General features: G+C 59.6%; 4 protein-coding genes. 3 read left to right on the plus strand and 1 reads right to left on the minus strand.

Annotated features, from left to right (window positions below):
* Nucleotides 1-194: 194 nt before the first annotated feature.
* Nucleotides 195-548 carry a hydroxyisourate hydrolase gene (gene uraH, locus ACW9JE_RS29560; RefSeq protein WP_175376934.1) on the minus strand — a complete coding sequence of 118 codons (354 nt, stop codon included), beginning with the start codon at nt 546-548 and terminating at the stop codon, nt 195-197.
* Nucleotides 549-981: 433 nt separating this feature from the next.
* Here uraH and puuE point away from each other — a divergent pair, with 433 nt between their 5' ends.
* The 3 genes from puuE to alc all read left to right on the plus strand — a co-directional run bounded on the left by puuE (nt 982) and on the right by alc (nt 3,506).
* Nucleotides 982-1,908 carry an allantoinase PuuE gene (puuE, locus tag ACW9JE_RS29565; RefSeq protein ID WP_224540547.1) on the plus strand — a complete coding sequence of 309 codons (927 nt, stop codon included), beginning with the start codon at nt 982-984 and terminating at the stop codon, nt 1,906-1,908.
* A complete protein-coding gene (gene uraD, locus ACW9JE_RS29570) occupies nt 1,905-2,420 on the plus strand; it encodes a 2-oxo-4-hydroxy-4-carboxy-5-ureidoimidazoline decarboxylase (RefSeq protein WP_224540549.1) in 516 nt (171 codons plus the stop codon). Before puuE ends, uraD begins: the two co-directional genes overlap by 4 nt.
* 90 nt (nt 2,421-2,510) lie before the next feature.
* Nucleotides 2,511-3,506 carry an allantoicase gene (gene alc, locus ACW9JE_RS29575; protein ID WP_175376931.1) on the plus strand — a complete coding sequence of 332 codons (996 nt, stop codon included), beginning with the start codon at nt 2,511-2,513 and terminating at the stop codon, nt 3,504-3,506.
* Nucleotides 3,507-3,553: the final 47 nt, after the last annotated feature.

Below are 3,553 nucleotides of genomic sequence, written 5' to 3' on the forward strand. Positions count from 1 at the left end.
CCTGATGCCCAGCGGTGTCTGGGCTACCATCGCGGGCAAGCCACGCTCCCACAGGGATCGCGGGGTATCAGATACCAATGGCAATCTCGCTGGCAGAAAACCAGGGCGAAAAAAAGCCCGCAGTGTGAGCGGGCGAAAGACCAAAGAAGCTATATGCGCAGGTCGCTTCAAGGTAGAGGAAGCTGCTTGGGGGATCAGCTTCCCCGGTACGTGGAATAACTGTACGGCGAGATCAGCAGTGGCACGTGATAGTGATCCTGCTGTGCCGAGATGCCGAAACGCAGCACCACCACATCCAGGAACGCCGGCTCCGGCAGCTGGACGCCACGGGCGCGGTAGTAGTCGCCGGCATGGAACTGAACCTGATAAACCCCGGTGCGGTAGTCATCGCCCTGCAACAGCGGCGAATCGACACGACCATCGCTGTTGGTGACCGCGCTGGCGACCAATTCCAGCTGCGAACCCTCGACGCGGTACAACTCGACCTTGATCGAGCTGCCCGGGCAACCATGTGCAGCGTCCAAAACGTGTGTAGTCAAACGTCCCATTGATTCTGCGCGCCTGCCTGCATCGAGCAGCCAGACCTCGCGCCTCCCGAAGTCAGTTGAAAAGGAGACCGCACCGTTTCGGAGCCCGAAATGCTGCGGCGATGGATTGATTAAGACACTTTTCAAAAAAATTGTACACAATAAAAACGACATATTTACCAACGGCAGCGCCAACCACCGTTTTCCCGGCGGTTTTCCGGCGAAGTGCGCACTGGCCAAGCCCTGTAACCGCAAGCTAGGCGGACAGGCAGATTTCTTGCAGACTCCCCCTCCTATCACCGGAAGATGACCGTTAGCGAAAAATGCAAAAATTCAGGCTTACAAAGTGAATATAAAGTTGTATACAATCAGCCCATCGTTGTGACGCCAGCCTGACTTCTCATTCGCGGGCACGCCACACCACCTGTCAACACGAATAAGAAGGAAGACTGCAGTGAGCGCTGACTACCCACGCGACCTGACCGGTTACGGCAGTAACCCTCCGCACCCACACTGGCCGGGCAACGCCCGCATCGCCCTGTCTTTCGTACTCAATTACGAAGAAGGTGGCGAGCGCAACATCCTGCACGGCGATAAAGAATCCGAAGCCTTCCTCTCCGAAATGGTTGCCGCACAGCCGCTGCAAGGCGCGCGCAACATGAGCATGGAATCGCTCTACGAGTATGGCAGCCGCGCCGGCGTCTGGCGGATCCTCAAGCTGTTCAAGGAATTCGACATCCCGCTGACCATCTTCGCCGTGGCCATGGCCGCCCAGCGTCACCCGGACGTGATCCGCGCCATGGTCGATGCCGGCCACGAGATCTGCAGCCACGGCTATCGCTGGATCGACTACCAGTACATGGATGAAACCCAGGAACGCGAGCACATGCTCGAAGCGATCCGCATCCTCACCGAAATCACCGGCGAGCGCCCACTGGGCTGGTACACCGGTCGCACCGGCCCGAACACCCGTCGCCTGGTGATGGAAGAAGGCGGTTTCCTCTACGACAGCGACACCTACGACGACGACCTGCCCTACTGGGAACCGAACAACCCGACCGGCAAGCCGCACCTGGTGATCCCGTACACCCTGGACACCAACGACATGCGCTTCACCCAGGTCCAGGGTTTCAACAAGGGCGACGACTTCTACGAATACCTCAAGGACGCGTTCGACGTGCTCTACGCCGAAGGCGCAGAAGCGCCGAAAATGCTGTCGATCGGCCTGCACTGCCGTCTGGTTGGCCGTCCGGCGCGTCTGGCTTCGCTCAAGCGCTTTATCGAATACGCTAAAAGTCATGAACAGGTGTGGTTCAGCCGTCGCGTCGATATCGCGCGTCACTGGCACGAAACCCACCCGTACCAAGGGGCTGCCAAATGAGCACCTTCCAAACCGTCAAACCTTCGAGCCTGAGCCGCGACGCCTTTGTCACCGCTTTCGCCGACATCTACGAACATTCGCCATGGGTGGCCGAAAAGGCCTTCGACCTGGGCCAGGACGCGTCGATCGACCAGATCGAAACCCTGCACCAGCGCATGAGCGACATCCTGTTGAGCGCCGATCACGCCAGCCAACTGGCATTGATCAACGCTCACCCGGACCTGGCCGGCAAAGCTGCCGTCCAGGGCCAACTGACCGAAGCCAGCACCAATGAACAGGCTGGCGCCGGTATTCACCAATGCACGGCCGAAGAGTTCCAGCGCTTCACCGAGCTGAACGACGCCTACAAAGCCAAGTTCAAGTTTCCCTTCATCATGGCGGTAAAAGGCAGCAACCGGCATCAGATCCTCGCAGCGTTCGAAACGCGCATTCACAATTCGGTCGATACCGAATTCAAATGCGCGCTGGCGGAGATCAACAAGATCGCCCTGTTCCGTTTACTGACCCTATAGCGAGCCTGGCCCGAGCGGATTCAAGAACGCCGAAACCGCCCAGGGCCCTGCAAGCATCCCAAGCCACTTATTTAAAGGCAGACAAGAAGAATGAAAGCTTACGCCGTACCTTTCGAGAAGTTCGTCAACCTGGCCGACGCCCGCCTGGGCACCAAAATCATCTCGGTCACCGATGACTGGTTCGCAGACGCCAACCGTCTGTTCCAACCGACCCCGGCCGTATGGAAGGAGGGCGTGTTCGATGATAACGGCAAGTGGATGGATGGCTGGGAGTCGCGCCGCAAGCGCTTCGAAGGCTATGACAGCGCCGTGATCCGCCTGGGCGTGCCCGGCTCGATCAAGGGCGTGGACATCGACACTTCATTCTTCACCGGCAACTTCCCGCCATCGGCGTCCCTGGAAGCATGCTTCCTGGCCGAAGGCGAGCCGAACGAAAACACCCAGTGGGTTGAAGTGCTGTCGGCCGTCGAGCTGCAAGGCAACAGCCACCACTACCACGAGATCAACAACGACCAGGCCTTCAGCCACCTGCGCTTCAACATCTACCCGGATGGCGGCGTGGCCCGTCTGCGTGTGTACGGCGTACCGTTCCGCGACTGGTCGGCCATCGGCGACAACGAACAGGTCGACCTGGCCGCTGCCCTGAATGGTGGTCGCGCGCTAGCTTGCTCCGACGAGCACTTCGGTCGCATGAGCAACATCCTCAACCCGGGCCGTGGCATCAACATGGGCGACGGCTGGGAAACCGCGCGTCGTCGTACTCCTGGCAATGACTGGGTGATCGTCGCCCTGGGCCATGCCGGTGAAGTCGAGAAAGTCATCGTCGACACCCTGCACTTCAAGGGCAACTACCCGGACAGCTGCTCGATCCAGGGCGCCTTCGTCAAAGGCGGTACCGACAGCCAGATCGAAACCCAGTCGCTGTTCTGGCGCGAACTGCTGCCAAGCCAGAAGCTGGAAATGCACGCCGAACACACCTTCGCCGAGCAGATCAAGGCCCTGGGCCCGATCACCCACATCCGCCTGAACGTGTTCCCGGATGGTGGCGTGAGTCGCCTGCGTGTTCTGGGCAAAGTAGCGAAGTAAGCAGCGCGCCCTTCGCGGGCAAGCCTCGCTCCTACAGGTATCACCGT

This window comes from Pseudomonas sp. SDO55104_S430, assembly GCF_054070595.1.

What these genes read in the sequence shown, in the direction of transcription:
- uraH (WP_175376934.1), bottom strand. Translation starts at nt 548, where the DNA reads ATGGGACGTTTGACTACACACGTTTTGGACGCTGCACATGGTTGCCCG.
- alc (WP_175376931.1), top strand. Translation starts at nt 2,511, where the DNA reads ATGAAAGCTTACGCCGTACCTTTCGAGAAGTTCGTCAACCTGGCCGAC.
- uraD (WP_224540549.1), top strand. Translation starts at nt 1,905, where the DNA reads ATGAGCACCTTCCAAACCGTCAAACCTTCGAGCCTGAGCCGCGACGCC.